We start from the raw sequence: 24508 nt of genomic DNA, 5'->3' as shown, positions 1-24508 counted from the left end.
CAGTCACTCCCCTCTCCATGTCTACCGATTCGCTACCGCATCGCGCTGACGACGACCCCCCTCGAGAGAGCGCAGCGACCAGCTCGCTCGGCGCCGTCCTCGCGATCGCCGCGCTGGTGTTCGTTCCCGTGACGGCTATCGAGGCGGGGCCGGACCGGTTCACGCTCGTGATGCAGTGGGGCTTCCTCCACCTCGTGACGCCGTTCGCGGACGCGAGCACGCACGCGTATCCACTGTGGACGTTCTTCGCGGAGCAGCCGCGCTCGTTCGGCTCGCTCCCGAAGTCGATCCAGGCGTGGCCGCTCGCGCTCGGACTCCACGCCGTCGCGCTGGCGAGCGCGCTGCTCGGGGCGACCGTCGGCCGCGAGGACCGGCGGGTCACCGGCGGCGTGCTCGTGCTGGCTGGCATCGCAACCTTCTGGGTCACGCTCGGCGTGGCCCACCGGTTCGGCGTCGGGCTCGACGCCGGCCTGTTCTCCGTGCTGCCGATCGGGGCTGCAGGTACCTGGGCCGTTGTTGGTGTGATGTACCGGGCGGACGTCCGCGCGATCTTCACGCCCGGCGAGCGATAGCACTCACTCGTCGTCGCTTGCGACGCTCGTGACGGTACTCTCCCGAGTGTGGAACTCTCCGCCTTCGGGCGCTTCTGTTTATAAATACGGACTAACTCCGTTGCCGACGAGACCACTCAGTAACCCTCGCAAGCTGCAGGCGCTGACTGTTTGCGCTTATAAACGAGGTCGGCATCCGTCGCAGGTGACACCACTCGGCACCCCCGGAAAGCCCCAGCTGCTGAGACGGTTGCTTTCTGCGTGGTTTGATCGGTTGTTGTCGTGGGCGCCACCACTCGGCACACCCAGAAAGCCCCACCCGCTGAGCGGTCGCGCTGCTCGCTGCGCTCCTCACCCGGCTCACTCCCTCACTCCGTTCGGTCGCTCGCCGGGATTGCGGTGCTTACGTCGCAGAGCGTCCCGCTCAGCGGCTGCCCCTTTCAGTCCCACCCACCGAGTGATTGCCGGGCGTCGCGACCGGCGGTTGAGCGGCTGTCGACGCTCGCCGGCTTCCCGGCGTGCGTTGCGGAGCGGTTGGCGCGCGCGAGCAACGCGTGCGAGGGAGGCCGGGGCGCGCCGAGCTGTGCGGGGCCGGCGCGCCCCGGCCGAGGCTGGGGAGGACTGAGGATTGCGGTTGGGGTCGCGGTGCTGTAGCTGTCGCGGTCCTGGCGGACTGAAAGGGCGACGGCCGGTCGCGGTGTAACGGAGTCGCTGAATCGACCTCTATCCACGCCAGGCGGTGCTGAGAGGCGTGGATATGTCGTTCAGCGACCGCGAGCGGCCGAGGGCTTTCTGGCTGTTTGCGGTGCTGTCGAGCGCAAGACCGTATCACCTGTTCAAATCCGCTTCAAAAGAGCGGCCGAGGGCTTTCTGGGTGTTTGCGGTGCTGTTAAGAGCGAGTCCGTATCACCTGAACCAACCCATGCATAGCGATCGGTCGAGGGCTCTCCGAGCGTTTAGGGTGCCCTCAAGAGCAAGAATATCTCATTTCTGCTAGTATACTTATAAAGCCCAGCCACGGACGCTCCAACAGTGCAGGACGAGGAAGGATAATTCCGCGTTCGGTATGCTTTTCGCCGTTCCGTCGAATACCCGTGTGTATGAACGGCGTGCTCGACCACGTGATGATGCGCGTGGAGGATCTGGAGGAGAGCCTCGACTGGTACCAGACGCACCTGAACTACGAGGAGAAGGGCCGCTGGGAGGCCGAGACGTTCACGAACGTCTACCTCGGCCCCGAGGACGTCCACGACGAGGGCGCCGTCCTCGAGCTGACCTACAACCACGGCGACCACACCTACGAGATGGGCGACGCCTGGGGCCACATCGCGGTTCGCGTGCCCGAGGGCGAGCTCGAGGCCGCGTACGACCAGCTCATGGAGGCGGGCGTCGAGGACTACCGCGACCCCGAGTCCTGCGGCGGGCGCTACGCGTTCGTCAAGGACCCGGACGGCCACGAGATCGAGATCGTCCAGCGCGACCACGGCGCGAAGTGGAGCCTCGACCACACGATGATCCGCGTCGAGGACGCCGACGAGGCGCTCGGCTTCTGGACCCGCAAGTTCGAGTACGAGCACACCGGCCGCTGGGAGTCCGACACCTTCTCGAACTACTTCCTGAAGCCCGAGGACGCCGCCGAGGAGGCGATGGCCATCGAGCTCACGTACAACTACGACGGGCGCTCGTACACGATGGGCGACGCGTGGGGCCACGTGTGCGTGCGCGTTGACGACCTCGACGACGCCTGGGAGACGCTGATGACCCGGGAGGCCGAAGACTACCGCGACCCCGAGTCCTGCGACCACAACTACGCGTTCACGAAGGACCAGGACGGCCACGAGATCGAGCTGCTGACGCGGGAGTAGAGACGCCGGCCGCGGAACCGCGGGGCTTTTGAGCGGCTTTTCGGACTCGAGCGGTGCTGTCGAGTAGCGAGAGCGGTTTGAGGGAAGAGGACGTCGAGTAGTCGCCGGTCAGCGATTCCGGGAGTCGGGACCGGGCGGCGAGTCCCGACGGCGCGGAACCGGTCGGGGAGTTCCAGAAGGCATGCCAGACCCCCGACGTGTTAGCTATGCACAACCAGCGTCAAAAACGTTGCCCCCAGCGGCTCTACAGTGAGAACCGGGTGGGAGCCGCCCGGTGGGTCGGGGTCTGGCAATGACGGGACGAAGCGTCGTCAGGGGGAGCGACGCTCTGGGTCGTCCCGTACTGGAGGTCAAGTTCGACGTTTCAAAAAAGATTACTCAAATGCGGAGTTGAGTCATTACTTTCTAATTTTGGATCGGTACTTCCGAATATAATACGGGATTCAAGCTTGGGTCCATTCTTGGAATTAGAACGTTCTGTGAATTGTTGATAGCCAAACTAGAATGCGGACACAAAACATTTAATGTACGTTGTAGGAACCTAGACATGCACCCCTACCCTAAAGCGGGGTTGAGTAACTATGACGACCTAGCGAAGGTTATTATCGTCAGTAGTAGTCCGAAAAACCGCGCTACGAAAAACAATACACAACTATGACAACGAATACAGAATACCGTAGTAAGGGACGTGCTTTGTTCCTTGCAATGGTGATGATACTGTCTGTCGTCGCAATCCCCCTGGGATTTGCAGGCGGTGCGGCGGCGACGGTAAGTAACATGACAGCCGATAGTGCGACAGACGTAGAATCACAAAGTTCGAATGCAAATCAGCAACTGAATTTCACATTTGACATCGATAGTGGTGACACAGAAACCTTCGTAATAAATACATCTGAGTTGACCAGTACTGGTGCGACTATTGAAAGCGTGAGCGTATCCAGTAATAACAGCGATGTCAATGTCGGTAAATCCGTCTCTGGTGATCTTATCAACATCACTGCAACCGAAGATGGATCTGCAAATCACACCGATGTTGGCGTTACTGTTGATGTTACGTATAATACTGCAGGAGCCTCACCTCACACAAAATCAGTTTCGTATCCGATTGAGGCCCAAAATGCGAGTATCTCAAAGACCTTCACCTTCTCTCTGACTGATCTTATCTCATCCGGTGGGTCCCCTGGAGATATCGCGATGGACAACGATAATTCCCAGACTGTCTCCGGTATTCAGGTAGACCAGAGTGGTCTCGTGGAAGCAGACCGGAGTGCAGATTACAATATCTACGTCAACGTTACTGACCTGTCGGAGAATGGTGTAGATGTTAGCAGCATTGGTTCATCCGATGCAAGTGTCGTTTCAGGGTCTGGATCCGTCTCTGGAGTGAACGTCTACACGACTAACGACTATCAGGTTATTGAGATTCAGATATCCAGTGACACAAACCATAACGCAGAGGTCGATCTCAATATCTCCAGCTTCGATGCTAGTAATGCCGATAAAGTCTCCGGCATTAAATACGACGTCGCTGCGTCTACTAGTACCACGACAAACAGTAATTACGACCCGAATAACGGAAACGCTCCAGACGCGACCAACAGTAAGTCTGGGAGCTTCAGTATCGGAAGTGACATTGAACAAGCAAAGGGTGTTCCTGAACTGAACAAGGTCACCCATTACGACAGAACGACTAACCAGCAGAATACTGTCGGTGTGATCGAGCTCGCCTTCGACCGTGATGTCGATGCGAGCAACGCAAAGTTCACGGTTCACACTTCGAGTGGCGAGGAATACCAATTCGACAATACTGACCTTAACACAACGAATGCGGACAGTGGACAGGTCGTGATTGATGTTGGAGACGAACTCATCGAAGAAGTAGAGACAATCAACGTCTCCGGAGTAACTGCTGCGAATGACAATGAGGAGTTCACTGTAGAGGAACGTAACGTTGTATTCGCCGCTGTTACTGTCGATCAGAATAGTGCCGCTGACCTGAACCGTACCGCGTACCAGGGTTCCCAGGTTGCAATCGTTGACAGCTCTTCCGGTCCACAAACTAACTTCGATGTCCAAATCGAAGAGTTAGACGGGTCGTTCTTCTTCGAGGGATCCACCGGCAAAAATAGTGAGGTCTTCAGGTTCAACACCGCAAACAAGAATCTGGGGTCCTACGATATCACTGCTAACGGCGGAGCTGTAGATACGAGTGTTCGTGTTCGAGAACTTGGACTCGGTGCTACTCTCGATAACACAGCTATAGATACGACCGAATCGATCTCCGGTGATGTCGAAGCGAATGCCGGAGATCGGCAGGTTCGTATCACTTTGCTCAATGAGGATGGAGAGAGTGTAACCTCTGACCTGTACACTCTCGACGGGCAAGGTGATGTAGCGTTCGATCTCGGTACTCAAGAAACTGGAAACTACACAGTGGAAGTTACTGATCTCCGTTCTGGTGTCACTGTCTCATCCGATACTGTGACAGTTTCCGAGGCTCCTGAAGGAGATGTCAACTTCGAGGAGCAGATTGTGACGGAGAACCAGGGTGACGTATCCGAGATCACGCTCACGTTCGAGGGTGACCAGGAAGTCGCCTACCTGCGCGTTGGTGACGAAGAGACGGTTGGCTACGAGGCCAACATCACGGTCGACGCGAACGGGCAGGACTCGGTGACGGTCTACTTCAACACGTACACCGCTGGTCAGGAAGGCGAGTCGGTTGCGTGGACGGACGCTGACACCGACGCGGAAGTCACTGGATTCGACCAGACGACGGACGTGTCGGGCATTCTCGAGCAGGGCGATTACGAGATGCAGCTCAGCGGCACCGGCTTCGACCAGATCGAGAACGACAACGCCGACACGGTCGGCACGCTCGTGATCGAGTCGCGTTCGACGGACAGCCTCCAGCTGTGGAGAGCGCCGTCTGACACGGACCTCGGTTCGACCGAGGAGATCACGACGGCAGTCGACGAGGATAGCCTGACGCAGACGGAGACGCTGGCGGGCAACGACGTGCTGGTCCACCAGTTCACGGCCTCCGGTCTCGGTGGCCTGCTCGACGCGACGGGTGAGGACAACGCGACGGCAGCGTTCGGTGCTGCGGTTCGCGGTGGCCTCAACCAGGACGGCCTCGCACTGCGCGTGCGCCAGACCTCGGACTCGACTGACCCGAACAAGGAACGCAAGACGGTTGACGTGGGCGCAAGCCTCGACGAGGGTGCGTTCTCGGTTGTTGCGGACGAAAACAACGAGACGTACTACGTGGTAATGGACACGAGCGAAGTCGTGCTCCAGAACAGCGACCGCGAGATTGCGGACGGTGACGTGTTCAACGTCCGCATGACGGTCGACGACAAGCGTCTGCTCGACTACGACACGTCGGACGACGACTCCTCGCCCGAGGACCACTACCAGCACGTGACCTCGCAGTTCACCTACGAGGACCCGACTGGTGAGTTCGACTCCGAGACGGTCGAAGTCGAGGTAGCGGAGAACCAGACGGTCACCGGAACGACGAACGTCGCACCGGGCAGCGAGTTCACGCTGCGCGTGCGTTCGGCCTCCGGCGTCCAGCCTGGCTTCATCAAGACGCAGAGCGTGACGGTCGAAGCTGACGGCACGTGGTCTGCGGAATTCAACTTCGAAGACGCATCCGTGGATGACGAGTTCACGGTGAGCGTCCGGCAGGCAGACTTCAGTGCCTCTGCGGACGGTGTCGTCGTCGAGTCGACGGCAACGCCGACGGAGACCGCAACGGAAACCGCAACGGAAACCGCCACCGAGACGGCAACCGCGACGGAAACCACGACGACGGAAGCGACCGCGACGGCAACGGAAGAGCCGACGACCACGACGGAGGGTGAGACGCCTGGCTTCGGCGCCATCCTCGCACTGGTCGCGATGCTCGCCGCCGCGCTCCTCGCGACCCGCCGCGACAACTAACGACTAACCACTGACCCTCTCGGGTCAGTCCTTGCCGTATTCTTTATCGAGTAATCACGAACTAGAGAGTGACTGCACAGGTGCTGGACCAGTGGCACCAAAACTCGTCTGAAGCATTCAAACCCGTGTTATCGGGAGTGGCAAGACTTCACAACCGGACACTCCAACACAAAGTATTTATAACGACGACTACTGGTTTTCTCCGTACCCCTACCCATGGTGGCAGCAGTGAGTATCCCGGACCAAATTCAGCAAGGACGTGCAAACGATGGACGTTCTTGCCAAGCTGGGAGAAAGGTTCTGTCGCCGATTGCAACAACTAACTAACAATGACAGACGACACAAACTATCGTAGCAAGGGACGCGCACTGTTCCTCGCTACAATCATGGTCTTGTCCGTCTTCGCTGTCCCGATCTCCTTCGCGGGAGCTGGGGCTGCGTCTGCGTCTACGTGGACCGCCACGGGCGCCGACGACGTGAAGACTGGACAGGATCCGGTAGAACAGAACCTGACCTTTGAGGTCGGATTAGATGCAGGCGCTGAAGAGAACGTTACGCTGGACCTTAGCGGGTATCCGGATGGGGTTACCGTCAATGACATCAACGTCACTAACGGAACCAACATCAAGGCTACCAACGAGAATCTGGCCAGCGATGAGTACACGTTCGATCTCAACAACACAGATTCCAGTAATAGCCACACCGAAGAGCTCACCATTACTGCCAACCTGACAACGACGAACGCTCAGGCGCAGTCGGTGAGTCTGAACCTGGGTGCTGAGGATGCAGGATCCGACACCCAGTTCAACTTCGACCTAGTCAACGCGAACCTGGACACGGTGAAGAGTCCGATCCACTACGACCGGAACGGTTCCGGTAACCCGGTTGTGGAGATCGCGTTCAACCAGAACGACGTCGACATCTCTGGTGCCACGTTCACGCTGTACGACGACGACGGGAACGTGCTCGAAACAATCGATGACGGTTCCGGTGCTTCCATCGCCAATAACGATGGTCAGGTCATTCTGAACACGGATGAGGCCTACCCCGAAGTGGCCACCGTGAACATCGACGGCGTCACCCACGACGACACGAACGCCTACATCAACGACACGAACGCGACGGTCCGCTTCGCGGGCGCCACGGTCGTTGAAGGCAGCAACGAGACGGCCTACCAGGGATCGAGTGTCGCCCTCGTCGGTAGTGGTACCGGCTTCGACATCTCGGTCGAAGGTCAGGAGAGCTCGTACTTCTTCGAGGGGTCCACGGGTCAGAACAGTGAAGTGTTCCTGTTCAACACTGCGGACCGCAGCCTCGACACCTACGACATCGACTTCAGTAACAACGGCAGCATCGAGAGTTCGCTTCAGGTCCGCGATCTGGGCCTGAGCACGACGGCAGACAGCACGGAAGTGACGGAAAATGACGAGATCACGGGCACTGTCAGCGCGAACGCTGGCGACCGTGATGTCGTTATCGATCTCCTGAACTCCGATGGCGAAGTCGTCACCTCTCAGGAAGCCACGCTGGACGGTTCCGGTGAGGCGTCCTACACCTTCTCCGCACAGGATCCCGGTAACTACACGGTCGAAGTGACGGACCTCAGCTCCGGTGTGACCGACGAGTCCGCCACCATCACGGTGTCGGAAGTCGCCTCCGGTGAGGTCGACTTCGAGGAGCAGATTGTGACGGAGAACCAGGGCGATGTGTCCGAGATCACGCTCACGTTCGAGGGTGACCAGGAAGTCGCCTACCTGCGCGTTGGTGACGAAGAGACGGTTGGCTACGAGGCCAACATCACGGTCGACGCGAACGGGCAGGACTCGGTGACGGTCTACTTCAACACGTACACCGCTGGTCAGGAAGGCGAGTCGGTTGCGTGGACGGACGCTGACACCGACGCGGAAGTCACTGGATTCGACCAGACGACGGACGTGTCGGGCATTCTCGAGCAGGGCGATTACGAGATGCAGCTCAGCGGCACCGGCTTCGACCAGATCGAGAACGACAACGCCGACACGGTCGGCACGCTCGTGATCGAGTCGCGTTCGACGGACAGCCTCCAGCTGTGGAGAGCGCCGTCTGACACGGACCTCGGTTCGACCGAGGAGATCACGACGGCAGTCGACGAGGATAGCCTGACGCAGACGGAGACGCTGGCGGGCAACGACGTGCTGGTCCACCAGTTCACGGCCTCCGGTCTCGGTGGCCTGCTCGACGCGACGGGTGAGGACAACGCGACGGCAGCGTTCGGTGCTGCGGTTCGCGGTGGCCTCAACCAGGACGGCCTCGCACTGCGCGTGCGCCAGACCTCGGACTCGACTGACCCGAACAAGGAACGCAAGACGGTTGACGTGGGCGCAAGCCTCGACGAGGGTGCGTTCTCGGTTGTTGCGGACGAAAACAACGAGACGTACTACGTGGTAATGGACACGAGCGAAGTCGTGCTCCAGAACAGCGACCGCGAGATTGCGGACGGTGACGTGTTCAACGTCCGCATGACGGTCGACGACAAGCGTCTGCTCGACTACGACACGTCGGACGACGACTCCTCGCCCGAGGACCACTACCAGCACGTGACCTCGCAGTTCACCTACGAGGACCCGACTGGTGAGTTCGACTCCGAGACGGTCGAAGTCGAGGTAGCGGAGAACCAGACGGTCACCGGAACGACGAACGTCGCACCGGGCAGCGAGTTCACGCTGCGCGTGCGTTCGGCCTCCGGCGTCCAGCCTGGCTTCATCAAGACGCAGAGCGTGACGGTCGAAGCTGACGGCACGTGGTCTGCGGAATTCAACTTCGAAGACGCATCCGTGGATGACGAGTTCACGGTGAGCGTCCGGCAGGCAGACTTCAGTGCCTCTGCGGACGGTGTCGTCGTCGAGTCGAAGGCGACGCCGACGGAAACCGCAACGGCAACCGAGACGGCAACCGCCACCGAGACGGCAACCGAGACGGCAACCGCAACGGAAACCACGACGACGGAAGCGCCGGCAACGACGGAAGAGCCGACGACGACCACGGAGGGTGAGACGCCTGGCTTCGGCGCCATCCTCGCACTGGTCGCGATGCTCGCTGCCGCGCTCCTCGCGACGCGTCGCGACGAGTAACGACCTCGAGTAACCACTGACCCTCACGGGTCAGCTCCTTGCCGCATTCTTTATCGCACTCATACCGCAAAGCGACAGCGCTCTCGATCCCGAGCGACGACCACGAGGTCCTCGACGCCGGTCGGACTGAACCAGCTTTATCGGGCTTCTCCCACAGTATCCGACAATGCCCCTGCTGCAGTTCGACACGACCCTGGAGCTCCCGCCAGCCCAGCAGACCGAGTTCGCGGACACCGTCCGCGAGCTGTACAGCGAGATCATGCAGACCGGCACGAGCCACGCCGCAGTCGTGATTCGCGAACGGTCGCAAGCGGAGCTCTCCCTCGGCCGGGAGACGGACGGCGACCTCCTCGTTCTCGACGCCGACGTCCGGGAGGGGCGGTCGGCGGACCGGAAACGGACGTTCGCCCGCGCTGTCATGGACCTCGCGGCCGACGAGTTCGACGTGCCGACGCCGAACATGAAGGTCGTCTTCACGGAGCACGAGGGGCCCTCGATGATGGGGTACGACCGGGTCGGGTCCGACTGGAGTCCCGAGGAGGGTGAGGCGGGCGACGCGGCCGACGCGAGCGACGCGGAGTAACCGACCACCGGCAGGTTATCGGTGGCGCCCGGGGCCCGATGACCGACGCCGCGCACCATCGCTCGTGCGTCGCGATCACGGCTAACGACAAGGGCTTTATTCGCCGACCACCGATCTACGGACATGCTCGGTGTCGTCGCCCAGTTGCAACCCGCGTCGACGCCCGACACGATCCAGTTCGCGTGGGTCGTCGCCCTCCTCTTCCTGACGGCCACGCTGCTGACCAGGCGCGGCCACGAGAGCGGTCGGACCCTCGCCGCGATCACGTGGGCGATATTCGGCGTCTTCTGGCTCTCCCTGGTCCCGTACTTCGCGTTCGAGCACCAGAGCTGGGTCGAGGCGATCCTCGCACTGGTCGCGCTGCCCGCGTGTACGTACGCCGGCTACCTGCTGTACGCCGGCCGCGACACGCTGTTCCTGCTCACCCGCGCGGTGATGTTCATGCTGCTGATCTACCTGCCGTTCACGGCCATCCCCGCGGTGACCGTCGCCGGCGTGACGATCCCGGAGCCCCGGCGGGTGTTCATCGAGCTCGTCGCCAGCCAGACGATGTGGGCGATCAACCTCGTCGGCTACTCGCCGACGCTCATCGAGAGCCCGGAGGGGTACCACGCGACCTTCGAGTGGCTCCTCCCGGGCGGCGACCGTCGCATCCTCGTCCACACCGTCCTCGCCTGCACGGGCATCGGGAGCATGGCCATCTTCGGCGGCCTCATCGCGGCGGTGAAGGCCCCCCTGGTGCGGAAGGTCCGCGCGCTCGGCGTCGCCATCCCCATCATCTACGTCCTCAACATCGCCCGGACGACGTTCATCAACATCGCGTACGGCAACCAGCTGATGCACTGGTACCCCGACGCCGTGCTGTTCCTCTTCGGCGCGGAGAACCCCTTCCGCGTCTCCTTCCTCATCTCGGACCGCATCATCAGCCAGCTGCTCGCGGTCGTCGCGCTCGTCGGTATCACCTACCTCGTCGCCCGCGAGCTTCCGGAGCTCGTCATCGTCCTCGAGGACGTGCTCTACGTCCTCACGGGCGAGGAACACGACCTGCTGGAGTCGATGGACCTCCCGCGCGAGCCGGTCGAGCGCGCCGACCCGACCGGGACGCGCGTGTAGCATTTAAAAGAGCGCCAGCTCGCGGCCGCTTCGACTGTTCCGCCCTCCTCGCGCCCTCAGTCCTCGTCGACGAGCTCCGCGGGCGCACCCGCCAGTCCCCGTAGCGCGTCGGCCTCGACGTGGTGGAGGTCGCCGGGGATGATCAGCATGTGCAGCGGGTCGCCGAAGTCCCGTGTCGCCAGCGCGGAGAGGCGGTCGGCCTCGACGACGACCTCGGGGCTTCCGGCGCGAGCGACCGCGACCGCGAGCACGTCGTCCCAGCCCTCGGCGAGCATCTCGGCGGCGTAGTCGGCGGTCATGTACTCCTCGTGGTCGGCGTCGCGGCGCCCGCGCGGGCCCGAGCCGACCTTGATGTCGAGGTAGACGAGCGTGTGGAGCCCGCGCTCGCGGTTCGCCTCGATGGTCTCGATAACGCTGTCCGGAACCCCTTCCGCGCCGTGCGCGTACGGGAACGGCAGCGTCGCAGCCTTTCCGAACCGGTAGTTCTGGAGGCCCGTGAGGCTCGACGCCGCGGACTGGGCGGTGACGCCGTGGATGACGCGCGTGTCGATGCCGCGCTCCTCGGCGCGGAGTCGCAGGTCCGTGTGTGTCGTCGAGATCATCGTGTCGCCGGCGGTGAGGAACGCGACGTCCGCGTCCGCCTCTTCCGCGGCGTCGAGGATCGGTTCCGGGTCCTGTTCAACGCCCTCGCGCGGCCGGACCTCGACGTCGACGTCGTGGTACTCCTCGAGGTCCGCGACGTCGGCGCCGACGAGCCGACTGGTGTAGAACTCCGCGAACACGCGGTCCGCGTCCCGGAGGGCCGCCTGCCCCTCGACGGTGATGGACCGCTCGTCGTAGAGGCCGAGTCCGATGAAGGTGAGCATACTCCGTTTTGCGGTGTTCATGGCCTTATGGATGTTGCAAGGCTAAAGCCCCCGCCCTTCAGGGCGGGGATACAGCCGCCAACCCCTCTCTTAACCACGTTCGATGGCACTACTGGATATTCCACGCCCAGTCGGTAGTATTACCATTCAATCTTCCATAACTGGTTATGTACACAGTCCGATGCTGGAGACAACCCGCACCTATCGAGCGAAACTCGTCAACCACCAGCAGGTGAGTGACGACCTCGACCAGTGCGGGTTCTCCGCGTCGAAACTGTGGAACGTCGCCCGATACTACACGCAAGGCCGGTGGGATGAAGACGGGGAAATCCCCGACGACGGCGAACTCAAATCCGAACTCAAGGAACACGAACGATACAGTGACCTACATTCTCAGTCAAGTCAGCGAGTTCTCGAAGAGCTTGCTGAGTCGTTCACCAGTTGGTACAAAGCACGCCAACGCGGAGACGAGGACGCCAACCCACCTGGCTACCGCAAACACGGCGACAACCACCCACGCTCCACTGTCACGTGGAAGCAGAAAGGCATCAAGCACGACGAAAAGCACAACCAACTCCGACTGAGTAAGGGGTTCAACCTGAAGAACCACCGCTCAGACTTCATCCTCTGTGAGTACGAGACACGCCCGGACGTGACCGTGGAGAACATCCAGCAGGTGCGAGCCGTCTGGAACGGCGACCGCTGGGAACTCCACCTCGTCTGCAAAGTCGAAATTCCCGTCGAGGACGCTCCCGGCGACAACACGGCGGGTATCGACCTCGGCATCAAGAACTACGTCGCCATCGCCTACGACGATGGGGACGCCGAGTTGTATCCGGGGAGCGTACTCAAGCAAGACAAGCACTACTTCACCCGCGACGAGTACGACACTGAAGGCGAGAACGGCCCGTCACGCCGTGCGCTTCGTGCCCGTCAGAAGTTGTCCCGGCGGAAAGACCACTTCTTGCACGCCCTCGCCAAGCACGTCGTAGAGCAGTGCATTGACCACGAAGTCGGTCGCATCGCTGTTGGCGACTTGAGCGAGATCCGTGAAGACGAGAACGGAGACTCACGGAACTGGGGCAAGCGTGGGAACAAGAAACTCCACGGCTGGGAGTTCGACCGCTTCACACGCTTGCTCGAATACAAGGCAGAAGAACACGGGATCCTCGTAGACCGTAAGAGCGAGCGCGACACGAGCAAGACGTGTTCGTGCTGTGGCCGGAAGCGTGACGCGAATCGTGTGGAGCGTGGATTGTACGTCTGTGACTCGTGCGGTGCGATGATGAACGCAGACGTGAATGGTGCGGTGAACATTCGGAGAAAGATAGCTCAGAGTCCTCCAACAGAGGATATGAGTAACGGTCGTTTGGCACGGCCAGTAGCCAACCTGTTCAATCAAACCTCTGGGTCGTTCCACCCGAGGGAACAGGTGGGTTGCGAACCGTAATATCCCACCGCTCGGGAATCCTCGCCCTTCAGGGCGGGGAGGATGTCAAAAGGCGTGATGTGGGGCTGGTCGGTCCGATCGTTGAATTGACCAGGATTCCCGTTTTAAGTGGCTTCTTGATTCTCGGAGCTTGTGACACCACTCAGCATGCCCAGAAAGCCCCAGCCGCTGAGCGGTCGCGCTGCTCGCTGCGCTCCTCACCCGGCTCACTCGCTCCCTCCGGTCGCTCCTTCGCCGGGATTGCGGTGCTAGCGTCTCAGGGCGTCCCGCTCAGCGGCTGCCCCTTTCAGTCCCGCCCAAGAGTGGTGGCCGGACGTCGCTCGCGGCGGCTGCCGGGTGGTCGCGGTGCGGTGTGCGGTGGCGCGCGCGAGTAACGCGTGCGAGGGAAGACGGGGCGCGCCGAGCGGTGCGGTGCTGTGCCGGCGCGCCCCGGCCGAGGCTGGGGAGGGCTGAGGCATTGCGGTTGCTGTGCGGTGCTGTCGCGGTGGCGGTTGCTGTGCGGTCGCGGTTGCCGTCGCGGTCGCGGTCCTGGCGGACTGAAAGGGCGACGGCCGGTCGCGCCGAAGGGAAGTCGCTGAGGCGACCACTATCCGCGCCGGGCGGTGTCTTCGCGAGCGCAGCGAGCGAAGGCCAGAAAGTCGCAGCCCGGACCCGTCCGTCGAAGACGCAACGGAAGCCCGGACCGTCTTTCGTGGCGGAGAGGCGCGGATATGTCGCTCAGCGACCGCGAGCGGCCGAGGGCTTTCTGGGTGGTTGCGGTGCTGTCGAGAGCAAGACCGTATCACCTGTTCATCCTTGCTTATAAAGAGAAGACGGGGGCTTTCTGGATGCTCGCTGTGCTAACAAAAGCAAGACTGCACAACCTGGTCAAACCTGCTTATGAAGTCCGATAGAGGGCTTTCCGGCTCTCGTGACTGACTACAGCAACCTCTGCCGCTCTAAACTCGAGTTATAAATAGAATCTGACGGAGGTTTTAGAAGGATAAAAGAAACCACCCAAACCGCCCTCAAGAACCTATACTCGCCTGTTCAGGAAGTCCTCCAGGATCCGGAACAGACGAATTTTCTGACTAATATCGGAAGAAGCGTGCCCCTCCTCGCCGAGTTCGACGTACTCGTAGTCGCCCGATTCTCCCTCCTCGTACCCGGCATCGACCAGCGCGTCCTCGAAGATGCGCGCCTGCGAGACGGGCACGCGCCGGTCGTTGACGCCGTGGACCATCAGCAGGGGGTCCTCGAGGTTCTCGACGTGCGTGACGGGACTCCGGTCGCGGTACAGCTCGGGGTTCTCCTCGGGGCTGCCGAGGTACTTCTCCATCAGCTCCGTCCGGAAGTGCGGCATCGTGTTCTCGTACATGTCCTCGAGGTCGGTGACGCCGATCCACGCGATGCCGGCCGCGTAGAGGTCGGGGTACTGGGTCAGCTGCCAGTAGGCGGAGTACCCGCCGTAGGAGCCGCCGAAGACGACGACGCGCTCGTCGTCGACCCAGTCGTACTCGTCGAGAACGTGCCGGGTCGCGGTCGCCACGTCGGCCTGTTCGGCCCCGCCCCAGTCGTCGTACAAGGTCTCGACGAACTCGCGGCCGCGTCCGGTGGAGCCGCGGTAGTTCACCTGCAGCACGGAGAAGCCGAGCGAGACGAGGAACTGCGTGTACAGGTCGAACGCTTTCTGGCTGGCCGCGCGGGGGCCGCCGTGCGGGTTGACGATCAGCGGCGACGGGCGCTCGCCGGCGTCGTACAGCAGCGCGCCGATCTCGAGCTCGTCATCGCCGCCGCCGACCTCGGTGGCCTGTGGCGCGTCCGCGACGCCGGCGGAGTCGAACCGGAAGTACTCCGCGTCCGCGAAGCGGTCCGGGTCGAGGTCGCCGTAGTCGGCCGCGAGCAACGTCTCGCGTTCGCCGGTTGCGAGTTCGTAGGCGTACAGCTCGGGTCGCTCCTCGGGCGTCGTGATGGAAAGGAGGACGCGCCCGTCCGCGAGCTCCGTGCCGCCGGGGCCGCCGAAGCCGGCGACGCCCTCGGGGACGTCGAACTCCGTGGCCTCGCCGGTCTCGACGTCGTAGACGACCGGGACCTCCGCGGCCTCGCGCGTGCGGGTCGCGAGAAAGCGGTCGCCGTCCTCGATGAACCCCTCGGGGCTTTCCTCGTACTCGCCCGCGCCGAACCAGGTGACGCCGTCCGTCTCGAAGGAGTAGACGCCGGCCCGCGAGAGGTCCGTGGAGTTGTCGGCGACGAGCAGCGTCTCGCCGTCCGGGCCCCAGTCGACCGGCGTCGCTTCGGCGCCCGTGTCGCCGATGTCGAGATTGCGCGCGTCGGAGCCGTCGACGTCGGCAACGTAGACGTCCTGGTTGTTAGTCGTCCGCCTCGTTCGTCGCGTAGGCGAAGCGCTCGCAGCCGGGCGCGAGCGTCGGCGCGCTTACGGCGCGGTCGTAGTCGGTTACCTTCGTCGTCTCGCCCGACGGGATGTCGTGCCGGTAGACGTTCATCTGCCCCTCCGCGCTGGAGGCGACGAGGAGCGTCTCGCCGTCGTCGCCGACGCTCGCGAGGACGTTCTGGCCGTCCTTCTCGACGACGGGCTCCACGTTGCCGTCGCGGTCGATGGCGTGAACGTCGTTCTGCTCGTTGCCGTCCTCGTCCATGTGGAAGTAGACGCGCTCGTCGTCGGCGCTCCACTTGAGGTACCAGCGGGCGCTCCGCGGGACCGTCCCGTCGCTGACGACGCGGCGCTCGCCGGTGGCGACGTCGATCAGGTGGAGCTCGTTGCGGCCGGTGTCGTCGTAGTACACCGCCACCTGCTCGCCGTCGTGGGAGGCGACCGGGTGGTGGAAGGAGGGCAGCGAGGCGAGGGCCTCGAGGACGTCGTCGCCCCCGACCGCCTCGTCGGACTGTGTGCGTGCCATGGTGGCGTAGCGGACCCAAGAGTCCCTAAACCTGCGGAAACCCCGTGTAGATAACCGGAACCCCGGCTCGGCCAGCCTCCACCTACTACGACGTGGATACGTAACGGCGGCTCGCAATGCAGGTCAACCGAAAGACGTGACGGGCGAGCGAGTGAATATGACTGACTGGGTACTCTATAAGCACTACGATAAGGGATGTCACGATGAGAAGGCAGAGCGACGGAGAGAATATTTTAGAGTTATCTAATTATGTGTATCCAATCTCTCTCTTAAAGCGGCCTCAACATCTCCCCCTGGGTGTGATTCCTCAATATGCTCTGCCATTGTCTTATGTAGTTGATCTAACCGATACCTCTCCGTGTGCTGTTCGAAAATGACCTCTAAATCATCGGTAACAACACATCGTTTCTTGACCGGCTGAAGGGTAATCTCTCCAAAGAACTCAGGGAGACCAAATTCAGACGCCTCAACGGTGGGATATACCCATATTTCAACGATAGCGGATTCGCTTTGTGGAGTCAGCGGAAATCTAGGAACCCCGCGTTGCGTAGTAACGTCGGCGCTGTCCGCCGACAGAATGATATCACGGTCTGCAAATTCTTCCTTAGCGTGAACGTGCCACTTTCCCCGAGTCTGTGTGTGATACTGTTTGTTTATCTCATCAGAGTCGTATTCCCAAGCTCGATTAATCCTGATCTCATATTCAATCTTATAACGAACCGAGTCCCTGTTGTGGAAATTCATCCCAGTGTTCACCAATTCTAACCAAAAGAGAGGACAGTCACGGGTTTCAAATGAAATTTTGATATCTGCTGTATGCCAGTAGTAGATGAAATATCTACTGAGAGTTGGAAGTCCTACGATTAGCGATATGAGTGCCGCAATTACCGTAATAACACCGAATAGCAATTGGAGGCCGACCATTCGACAATGGGTATTTGTAGAATCGCCTATTTAACATTTCCACATGATTCATTTCGAAAAACAGCAGGAACGTGCGGCTGGAGTTCAGTCAGAACAGCAAATGACGATGTAGAAACCCGGCAAAAGTATCATCGTAAGGGCTTCAATTGTGAAGCCCTCCCCGGGAGAGAGAAGCTGAGTAACAGCCGCTATATCTGTGCATTACGGCAGTTCCGTTAGAAAGAGCCGGAGGGGGGATTTGAACCCCCGGCCTATTCCTTACGAAGGAATCGCTCTGCCAGCTGAGCTACTCCGGCGCGTCCACTTCTTTGTATCCCGATGAAGAAAATAAGGGTTCCGAAATCACCGGCCCGCGTTACGGTCCCGCACGCACGACCGCGGTCGACGGTGCGGTCCCGAGTCCGGACCCGAGTGCCGATTCGAGTCCGGGCCCGAGTGCCGATCCGAGTCCGGACCCGAGTTCGGTTCACGAGTCCGGGCCGGCGCCGCGGCGGCGGCCGACGAACGGCCGCTCAGTCGCTCTCGAAGGGTTCAAGACCGGGCTCGTGTACGGAGACGTATGGTAGCTAATCCACTCGATCCGGATAACCTCACCTGGCGACGGATGGCCATCATCGGCATACTGTTCCTGACTGGCGTCATCTCGGCCGGCGTCGCACTGATCGTCCTGCGACCCTTCTTCTAAGGTCGAGGCGGCGTCGACCGACGCGTCGACCGACGGACGCGGGATTTGGCGTCACTGCTTCCGCAGCCGCACGTCCAGACAGACGTTGTGCTCGTGTGGCGCGTACGAGCGCACGACGTGTTCGGTTTCGACGGTGACCTCGTACGGCTCGTCGGCCGCGGCCGCCGCCTCGCGGATCGCGTCCTCGCCCGGGCCGAACGGGTCGTCCTCGTGCTGGATGTCGTAGTAGTGGAGGACGCACTCCTCGCCCGCGAGCGCGACGGCGGTGTCGAGGAACTCATCAGCCGAGTGGGGGAGGTTCATCACGATCCGATCGGCCCAGCCGGTCCAGTCGGCGGCGACCTCGCGAACGTCGCCCGCGACGGCGGTCACCTGGTCCGCGACGTCGTTGCGCTCGGCGTTCTCCCGGAGGTAGTCGATCGCCGTCTGGTTGAGGTCGCAGGCGACGACCTCGGCGCCTGCGCTCGCCATCGGGATCGCGTACGGGCCGACCCCGGCGAACATGTCGAACGCCTGCTCCCCGGCCTCAACCTGCTCGACGACGCGGTGGCGCTCCGTCGCGAGCCGGGGGGAGAAGTACACCTCCGCGATGTCGAGCAGGAACTCGTGGCCGTACTCGCGGTGAACCGTCTCCGTGCCGTCGCCGGCGAGGACGTCCCACTGGCGCACGCGCAGCTCGCCCTCGATGGGCGAGGCGCGGTTGACGACCGTCTCGCAGGGGATGTCCGAGTCCATCACCGCGTCGGCGATATCCCTGGCGCGCTCGGCGTCGTCCTCGTCGAGGATGACGATGTCGCCGAGACGCTCGAGCGACGGCTCGTAGCCGAGGACGTCCGCGGGCATCGTGGGCTGCTCGCGTCGCTCGGCGGGGCGTTCGACCACGCTCTCGCGCAGCTCGGGCGGAACCGCGTCCGGGTCGGTGACGGGGACGTAGATCGTCCCGTCCTCGACGGCGATCTCGTGGTCGCTGTCGAGGACGCCGACGGCCGCGAGTTGCTCGCGGACCTCCTCGCCGCGCTCGCGGGCGACGGCGACGCAGGGTACGCTCATTGCCGGAAGGAGGACCCCGACCGTTTAAGCCGTGGCGTTTTCCGGGGCAGGCCGTCTCGGTAGCTCTCCGTCGCGGGCGACGCCGCTCGGTCGTCGGAGCTATTCCGCGTCGTCGGCTTCCGAGAGCACAGCCTGAACGGCAGCCGGGAGATCCGCCAGGGACGCCTCTCGCCCTGAAACCTCGGGCGCGTCGACGACCACTCTCCGGCCGGACGTGACGGCAGTGGCAACCTCGTCGTTGCGGGCCGCTGGCTCCCCGACGACGACCGTGCAGTCGGCCTCTCGGGCGAGCGCGACGGCGTCCGCCGCTGCCTCGTCGTCGATCACCGCGAACGCGGGGACGACCGCCGTCTCGGCGTCGACGTCGCTCGCGCGCGCTGCCGCGACATCGCCCGCGGGGAGAACGCCGGCTGAAACCGTGAAGCCGGCGGCGGCGAGCCGGGCGATCCCGGTCGCCGCCCGCGGTCCCGTGCCGACGACGTGAACGCGCCGATCGCTGGGGTCCACCTCCGCGAGCGGCGTCACGAGGGGGGCGTCCGTCCCCGGCTGGTCCGTGACGAGCGTCCGGGCACCGAACGCGTCCCGGAGCGTCTCGGCCGTGAGCACGTCGGTCGGTGGCCCGGCTGCCCGGACCTCTCCGTCCGCCAGCAACACCAGCTCGTCGCAGTAGCGAGCCGCGAGGTTGAGGTCGTGGATCGCCGCGACGGCGGTTCGCCCCTCCGCGACGAGGTCGCTCACGAGCTCCAGGGTCTGCACGGCGTGGTTGACGTCGAGGCTCCCGGTCGGTTCGTCGAGGAGCAACACGGGCGTTGCCTGTGCGAGCGCGCGAGCGAGGAGGACGCGCTGGCGTTCGCCCCCCGAGACGGACGTGATCGGTCGCTCCGCGAACTGGGCGACCGCCGTGCGCTCCATGGCAGCGTCGACGGCGGCCGTGTCCTCGGCGTCGCGACCGCCGAATCGCGACTGGTGTGGCGTCCGGCCCATCTCGACGACCTGCTCGACCGTGAAGTCGAACGACAGCGCCGTGTCCTGCGGAACGGAAGCGACCCGCCGACTCGCTTCGCGGGCTGACAACGCGGCGATCGCGTCGCCGCCGACGGACACCTCACCGCTCTCCGGGGAGAGCGTCCCGCGCAACGTGCGCAGCAGTGTCGTCTTGCCCGCGCCGTTCGGGCCGACGAGGCCGACGAACGTTCCCGGGTCGACGTCGACGTCGACCCCCTTCAGCACGGGGACGTCGCCGAAGGAGACGGTGAGATCGCTTGCGGAGAGGCCGACCTCGCCGACATCGGGGGCGATGGGGTTCGCGGCTTCCCCCGTTGGCGCCCGTTCGTGGCCCTCTCCGCGTGCGGTCGACCCAGCGCCCTCGTCCGCGGTCGACCCAGCACCCTCGGCCGTGCTCGTACCGACGTTGCCCGCGAACGCCTCCTTCCGCTTTCCTTCGCGCTCGCTCATAGCTCGTGCACCTCGCGACGACGCAACAGGAACAGGAAGAAGGGCGCGCCGACGGCGGCCGTGACGATGCCGACCGGGATCTCCGCGCTCCCGAGGCGGGCGACGGTGTCGGCGGCGACCAGGAAAGAGGCACCCGCGAGCGCCGCGGTCGGGAGCAGGATCCGGTGGTCCGGGCCGACCAGCAGGCGCATGATGTGGGGAACGACGAGGCCGACGAAGCCGATGATGCCGGTGACGGCGACGCCAGCCGCAGTGATGAGCGAGGACACCGCCAGCAGCACGCGCTTGGTGCGCTCGACCTCGATCCCCAGCCCGCGGGCCTCCTCTTCGCCCAGCAGCAGCACGTTGAGGTCGCGGGCGTACCCGAGCAGGACCAGGTACAGTACGGGGACGACGATCACCGTTGCCGTCACCTCTTCCCACGTCGAGTTCGCGAGGCGGCCCATCAACCAGCCGACCACCTGGCGAAGGCTCTCCTCCGCTTGCAGCTGCATGTACGAGATGACGGCGCCGAGGAACGTCTGGATGGCCACGCCGGCTAACAGCAGCGTCGCGACCGGGGTCCGTCCGTTCCGCGTCGCGATCGCGTACACGCCGAACGCGGCCAGGAGCGCGCCGACGAACGCGGCCCCCTGGAGTCCCAGCCAGAACGGAAACGCGAACGGAAAGACGATGAACGCGACCGCACCCGTGGCGGCGCCGGAGGAGACGCCGATGATCGACGGGTCGGCCATGGGGTTCCGGAAGAACCCCTGCATGACGGTCCCGGCCGCCGCGAGCCCGAAGCCGACGATGCCCCCGAGAAGGATTCGCGGGAGCCGGACCTGCATCACGATCTGCTCGTGGAGTCCCTTGACCTCGTAGCTGAACAGCGGCTGGAAGCCGACGTCGACGTGTGGAACCATGATCGGCCCGGGGGCGGTGCGGACGGCGACCTCGGCCGACGCCGGGACCGCGAGCGCGTTCAACAGCACTTTCGCGACCTCGGATGGCGGGACGGGAACCGGACCGAGCCCAGCGCTGACGGTGACCACGACGGCGAGCAGCGCCGTCAGGCCGGCCGACCAGGTTGCGGTCCGCGTCAGCGTGCGCATTCGGTTCACAAACCGGCTTGCAGTAGCCAAATACTTATTGGACTACGTTCGACCTATCGACGATGCGATCTATCATCGCGCTGGTGACCGCGCTGCTGCTCGTGACCTCGCTGGTCGGCGGGGCCGCGGGGCACGCAGCGGCCACCCAGCCGGACGCGACGTACGAGAAGTGTGAGTTCCCCGTCACCGTGACCGACGCGACGGGCGAGGAGATAACCATGGAGGAGCGACCCGAACGCGTCACGACGACGAACCCCTCCGCCGCCCAGACGATGTGGGAGATCGGCGGGCAGGCGCAGGTCGTCGGCCTGACCCAGTACGCGCTGTATCTCGACGGCGCCGAGTCGCGGACGGACGTCTCCGCCGAGTTCGGCGTCAGCGTCGAGAAGGTCGTCGGCACCCAGCCCGACCTCGTGCTTGCCCCGAACGCGACCCAGACCTCCTCGGTGGAAGCGATGCGCGACGCCGGCCTGACGGTGTACCACCTGCGCGAGGCGAAGACCGTCGAGGACATCGCGAAGAAGACGACGCGCATCGGCAAGCTCACCGGCAACTGTGAGGGCGCCGCCGAGGCGAACGCGTGGATGAAGGCGAACGTCGACGCGGTCGCCGACGTCACCGCCGACGCCGACCAGCCGGACGTCCTCTATCCGCTCGGCGGCGGCTACGTCGCCGCCGGCGATACGTTCATCAACGCGATGTTCCGGATTGCGGGCACGAACAACGTCGCCGCGCAGAACCACACCGGGTACCCGCAGCTCTCCGACGAGGTCATTCTCAAACTCGACCCCGGGTACATCGTGGTGAACGACCGGAACGCGACGATGCTCGACAAGGAGCCGTACGCGAGTACGACCGCGGGCGAGGAGAACAACTCCATCTACCTCGAGACGCGCTGGCTCAACCAGCCGGCCCCGCGGAGCGTCGTCTACACGACGCACAACATGACGGCGCAGGTCCACAGCGACCTGTACAGTGAGGACACGTACGTCGCCAAGTCCGAGGTTTCCGTGAAAGCCGAAAGCGAAGTCGAGGCAACCGAGGAGACCGCGACGCCGACGGCCACCGCGGAGCCGACGGAAACGAACGACGCGACCGAGACGAGTGAGGGGTCGGCGCCAGGCTTCGGCGTCACCGCCGCGTTCGTCGCGATGCTTGCCGCCGCGCTCGTCGCCGCCCGGGTCGACGCGTAAGCGACCGCATCGACCCCGGACTGAAACCGTCCGAGTCGAAACCGCCTTACGCGCCGCGCTCGCTCCTCCGGTATGGTCGAGAACGTCATCTACCCTGCCTACATCGACCGCGACCTCTCGCGGTCCGAGGGTCGTCGCGTCGCCGAGGACCAGTCGGTCGAGGACCCGACGGTCGACGAGATCGCGGAGGCCGTCCAGCAGGTCGGGTACGACGCCGTCATCGAGCGCGACAAGACCTACTCCCGCGAGTACGAGCCGCGCGGGCGGGTGGTCGTCAAGGGGACCGAGGACACGACGAAGAACGACCTCATCCAGGCGGTCGCCGCCTACGTCGACATCCTCCGGGAGTAACCATGGAGCGCGTCGGCGAAGTCGTCCGGACGGCACAGGGACTCGCGATCGCCCGCGTCGGCAGCGGCGAGCAGCCCCCCGGTATCGGCGCGATGGTCGTGGACGAGTCGCTCTCGGAGGTCGGCCGCGTCGTCGACGTCTTCGGCCCGGTCGACCGGCCGTACGTTGCCGTGACGCCCCACGACTCGGTGACGCTGGCCTCGATGCTGGACACGAAGCTCTACGCGAGATAGCTATTACTCGTCCGGACGGGCGTTTTGAAGTGGGCTTGATTTATATGTAGCCGGCGGAGGGCCCTCGATTGCTCCTGCTTCTGGAGTGTTTAATGAGATTCAGACCTTGCTAAACTCGACAGCAACGCAATCACCGAGACAGTCCTCGGCCGCTCCCACTTATAAGTCAAATGAACAGGTGCAGACGCTGCTGCACTCGACAGCACCGCAAACATCCAGAAAGCCCTCGGCCGCTCGCGGTCGCTGAGCGACATATCCGCGGCTCTCCGCCACGAAAGACGGTCCGGGCTGCCTGCAGTAGCGGGCTGCCGGGCTGCGACTTTCTGGCCTTCGTTCACTGCGTTCACGAAAACACAGCCCGGCGCGGATAGGGGTCGGCTCAGCGACTCCCCTTCGGCGCGACCACTGGAAGACGTTCCGGGCTGCCTGCAGTAGCGGGCTGCCGGGCTGCGACTTCCATGGTCTCGTTCGCTTCGTCGCCGGCGCGCGACGCGCGCCGGCTGCCCGAGAGACCTTCGGTCTCTCGCTGCTCACGAGAGCGGCCATCGCCCTTTCAGTCCGCCAGGACAACCCCGCACAGCAACCGTTACCGCGACGACACCGCACAGCAACCGCCACCGCGACAGCTCCGCACCACAACCGCAATACCTCAGCCCTCCCCAGCCTCGGCCGGGGCGCGCCGGCTCAGCACCGCCGCGGCGCGCCCCGCCCTCCCTCGCACGCGTTGCTCGCGCGCGCCAACCGCCCCCGCACCGCGACAGTCCACCATCCGCCGCAAGCGACGCCCGGCGACCACTCAGTGGGCGGGACTGAAAGGGGCAGCCGCTGCGCGGGACGCCCTGCGACGTAAGCACCGCAACCCGGCGAGCGACCGCAGGGAGCGAGCCGGGTGCGGCGCGCAGCGAGCAGCGCGACCGCCTCAGCGGCTGGGGCTTTCAAGGCATGCTGAGTGGTGTTGCAAGTAGCACCAGTCGAATTTGTTTATAAACGCGAGCGCTCAGCGGCTGGGGCTTTCTGGATGTGCCGAGTGGTGTCGCTCGCGACTGCGACCGTCCCCATTTATAAAGGAGAGTGTTCGTAAACGGCGACTTAGGCGGTCCGTAGCGTCGTCGCGCCGGCGGCGTCCCACACGGTTCCTAA

16 protein-coding genes, 1 tRNA gene and 1 pseudogene are annotated in these 24508 nt (G+C 63.4%); 11 read left to right on the top strand and 7 right to left on the bottom strand.

From position 1 onward, the window contains the following. Positions 1-17: 17 nt before the first annotated feature. The 6 genes from ACQE3M_RS08500 (at position 18) to artA (ending at position 11170) form a co-directional block, all read left to right on the top strand. Entirely contained in the window at positions 18-572 is a 555-nt protein-coding gene (locus ACQE3M_RS08500; RefSeq protein ID WP_430505162.1) for a TIGR04206 family protein, read from the top strand. Between the two features lie 1079 nt (positions 573-1651). Beyond that, entirely contained in the window at positions 1652-2416 is a 765-nt protein-coding gene (locus tag ACQE3M_RS08495; RefSeq protein ID WP_430505161.1) for a VOC family protein, read from the top strand. Positions 2417-3070: 654 nt separating this feature from the next. After that, positions 3071-6364, top strand: coding sequence for a BGTF surface domain-containing protein (locus tag ACQE3M_RS08490; RefSeq protein WP_430505160.1), 3294 nt, complete (start codon positions 3071-3073; stop codon positions 6362-6364). Between the two features lie 329 nt (positions 6365-6693). Continuing rightward, a complete protein-coding gene (locus ACQE3M_RS08485; RefSeq protein WP_430505159.1) occupies positions 6694-9474 on the top strand; it encodes a BGTF surface domain-containing protein in 2781 nt (926 codons plus the stop codon). A gap of 166 nt (positions 9475-9640) precedes the next feature. Next, entirely contained in the window at positions 9641-10057 is a 417-nt protein-coding gene (locus tag ACQE3M_RS08480; protein ID WP_430505158.1) for a tautomerase family protein, read from the top strand. 123 nt (positions 10058-10180) lie between these two features. Further along, positions 10181-11170, top strand: coding sequence for an archaeosortase A (artA, locus tag ACQE3M_RS08475; protein WP_430505157.1), 990 nt, complete (start codon positions 10181-10183; stop codon positions 11168-11170). Between the two features lie 56 nt (positions 11171-11226). Here artA and dph5 read toward each other — a convergent pair whose 3' ends face one another. After that, positions 11227-12036: a diphthine synthase gene (gene dph5, locus ACQE3M_RS08470; RefSeq protein ID WP_430505156.1), complete on the bottom strand. Its 810-nt coding sequence runs from the start codon at positions 12034-12036 to the stop codon at positions 11227-11229. 181 nt (positions 12037-12217) lie between these two features. Between dph5 and ACQE3M_RS08465 the strand changes: the two genes are divergently transcribed. Further along, positions 12218-13486, top strand: coding sequence for an RNA-guided endonuclease InsQ/TnpB family protein (locus ACQE3M_RS08465; RefSeq protein ID WP_430505155.1), 1269 nt, complete (start codon positions 12218-12220; stop codon positions 13484-13486). Between the two features lie 1015 nt (positions 13487-14501). Here the strand turns inward: ACQE3M_RS08465 and ACQE3M_RS08460 are convergent. The 3 genes and pseudogenes from ACQE3M_RS08460 to ACQE3M_RS08450 all read right to left on the bottom strand — a co-directional run bounded on the left by ACQE3M_RS08460 (position 14502) and on the right by ACQE3M_RS08450 (position 17603). After that, positions 14502-16383 (bottom strand): annotated as a pseudogene (locus ACQE3M_RS08460) (S9 family peptidase). A gap of 243 nt (positions 16384-16626) precedes the next feature. Then, positions 16627-17307 (bottom strand): hypothetical protein, encoded by a 681-nt coding sequence (locus ACQE3M_RS08455; RefSeq protein ID WP_430505154.1) that lies wholly within the window; start codon positions 17305-17307, stop codon positions 16627-16629. A gap of 223 nt (positions 17308-17530) precedes the next feature. Then, positions 17531-17603 (bottom strand) — tRNA-Thr (locus tag ACQE3M_RS08450). Between the two features lie 263 nt (positions 17604-17866). Between ACQE3M_RS08450 and ACQE3M_RS08445 the strand changes: the two genes are divergently transcribed. Then, positions 17867-17992: a hypothetical protein gene (locus ACQE3M_RS08445; protein ID WP_430505153.1), complete on the top strand. Its 126-nt coding sequence runs from the start codon at positions 17867-17869 to the stop codon at positions 17990-17992. Between the two features lie 51 nt (positions 17993-18043). Here the strand turns inward: ACQE3M_RS08445 and ACQE3M_RS08440 are convergent, their stop codons facing one another. From ACQE3M_RS08440 to btuC, 3 genes are all read right to left on the bottom strand, one after another. Continuing rightward, the gene (locus ACQE3M_RS08440) at positions 18044-19042 is read right to left on the bottom strand and encodes a class I SAM-dependent methyltransferase (protein WP_430505152.1); all 999 of its coding nucleotides are present in this window, start codon (positions 19040-19042) and stop codon (positions 18044-18046) included. Positions 19043-19141: 99 nt separating this feature from the next. Next, entirely contained in the window at positions 19142-20497 is a 1356-nt protein-coding gene (locus ACQE3M_RS08435; RefSeq protein WP_430505151.1) for a heme ABC transporter ATP-binding protein, read from the bottom strand. Next, the gene (gene btuC, locus ACQE3M_RS08430; RefSeq protein ID WP_430505150.1) at positions 20494-21591 is read right to left on the bottom strand and encodes a vitamin B12 ABC transporter permease BtuC; all 1098 of its coding nucleotides are present in this window, start codon (positions 21589-21591) and stop codon (positions 20494-20496) included. The genes ACQE3M_RS08435 and btuC overlap by 4 nt, the downstream gene beginning before the upstream one ends. Positions 21592-21653: 62 nt before the next feature. On the opposite strand from btuC, the gene ACQE3M_RS08425 reads away from it, so the two are divergent. From ACQE3M_RS08425 to ACQE3M_RS08415, 3 genes are all read left to right on the top strand, one after another. Beyond that, positions 21654-22784, top strand: a complete 1131-nt coding sequence (locus ACQE3M_RS08425) for a PGF-CTERM-anchored ABC transporter substrate-binding protein (protein ID WP_430505149.1) — start codon at positions 21654-21656, stop codon at positions 22782-22784. Positions 22785-22856: 72 nt separating this feature from the next. Further along, positions 22857-23135: a signal recognition particle subunit SRP19 gene (srp19, locus tag ACQE3M_RS08420; protein ID WP_430505148.1), complete on the top strand. Its 279-nt coding sequence runs from the start codon at positions 22857-22859 to the stop codon at positions 23133-23135. Between the two features lie 2 nt (positions 23136-23137). Next, on the top strand, positions 23138-23368 hold the full coding sequence (locus ACQE3M_RS08415) for an H/ACA ribonucleoprotein complex subunit GAR1 (protein ID WP_430505147.1): 231 nt from the start codon (positions 23138-23140) through the stop codon (positions 23366-23368). The last annotated feature ends 1140 nt before the right edge of the window (positions 23369-24508 follow it).

This window comes from Halosubterraneus shenae (assembly GCF_050510935.1).
Lineage (GTDB): Archaea > Halobacteriota > Halobacteria > Halobacteriales > Haloferacaceae > JBDGPU01.
This window is presented reverse-complemented; position numbering and strand designations above follow the sequence as displayed.